Below are 1295 nucleotides of genomic sequence, written 5' to 3'. Positions count from 1 at the left end.
CCGACCAGCCGTTGATCGTGGTGGTACCGCCATTGGTGATCGTGTACTTGCCCTCGAAGCCGGTCCCCCAGTCGGAGACCTTGGTGAAGACCGCGGTGGGGGATGCCGCGAAGGCCGGGGCCGCGACCGTTGACAGGCCGAGTGACATGCCGAGCACGGCCAGAACCGCGGTCAGCGTTCGTCGAATTCTCATGCTTCTTCCTCGGTTGGGGGATGTTCGGAGGCTTAGGGCAGGGTCGCGAGGTGCGGCTTGACGGTCCTGGAGAAGTTCCAGCCGTTACTGGCGTCCCAGTTGATGGACCAGGTCATCGCGCCGCGGATCTCGGGGTAGGCACGCGGCGGCACGAAGCCGCCGCAGTTGGTCCTGGTGGCCAGGCAGGTCAGGGCCTGGTTGACCAGTGCGGGGGCGACGATCCCGCCACCCGCCGCGCCCGGTCCCGCGGGCAGGCCGAGCGCCACCTGGTCGGGGCGGAGGCCGTTCTCCAACTGGATGCAGGCCAGCGCGGTCATGAAGTTGACGGTGCCCTGCGAGTAGGCGGCCATCTGGTCGCAGCCGAGCATGGAGCCGGAGTTGTAGTACTGGGTGTGGACGACGGTGAGGATGTCCTTGATGTTCAGCGCCAGCTTGAAGTACTCGGCGCCGGTGGACTGCATGTCGATGGTCTGCGGCGCCATCGTGATGATCAGGTTCGCGCCGGCCTTGGCCCGCAGCGCACGCAGCGCCTGGCCCATGTAGGTGGCGTTGAGGCCGTTCTCCAGGTCGATGTCGACGCCGTCGAAGCCGTAGTTCTGCATCAGGGCGTAGACGGTGTCGGCGAACTTGGTCGCGGCGGCGGTGCTCGCCACCTGTACCCGACCGGCCTCGCCGCCGACCGAGAGGATGACCTTCTTGCCGCGGGAGTGGAGGGTCTGCACGTCGGTCTTGAACTGGGCGTCGGTGTAGCCGCCCAGGGAGGCCGACAGGCCCGGGTCCACGCCGAAGACGACCTCGCCCGGGGTGGCGGTGGCCTCGCCGAAGGAGACCGCGACCAGGTCGTACTCGTTGGGCACCGCCGACAGCCGCAGCTCGACCGCCGCGTTGTCGAAGTTGTGCCACCCGATAACCGGTCACCGAACCCGACGACGCCCCCCACGACAACGCCACACTGTTCGCCCCACCCGTCGCCGACACCACACCCGGCTTACCCGGGACGCCCGTGGTGCAGCCGGTGGTGGTGGCAGCGGCCGGATCGCTCTTCGGGCCCTCACCCGCGGAGTTGTACGCCGCCACCGTGTAGGTGTGCGCCTCGCACACC

At 68.4% G+C, this 1295-nt stretch carries 2 protein-coding genes; both read right to left on the bottom strand.

The window, feature by feature from the left end; translation table 11 throughout:
* A partial coding sequence (locus tag IG98_RS51760; RefSeq protein WP_245651977.1) for a cellulose binding domain-containing protein occupies positions 1–193 on the bottom strand: 193 nt, incomplete at its 3' end.
* 32 nt (positions 194–225) lie between these two features.
* Positions 226–1050 (bottom strand): chitinase, encoded by an 825-nt coding sequence (locus IG98_RS46225; protein ID WP_245651976.1) that lies wholly within the window; start codon positions 1048–1050, stop codon positions 226–228.
* Positions 1051–1295 lie beyond the last annotated feature (245 nt).

The organism is Streptosporangium amethystogenes (assembly GCF_000721075.1).
GTDB classification, from domain to species: Bacteria; Actinomycetota; Actinomycetes; order Streptosporangiales; family Streptosporangiaceae; genus Streptosporangium; species Streptosporangium amethystogenes.
This window is presented reverse-complemented; position numbering and strand designations above follow the sequence as displayed.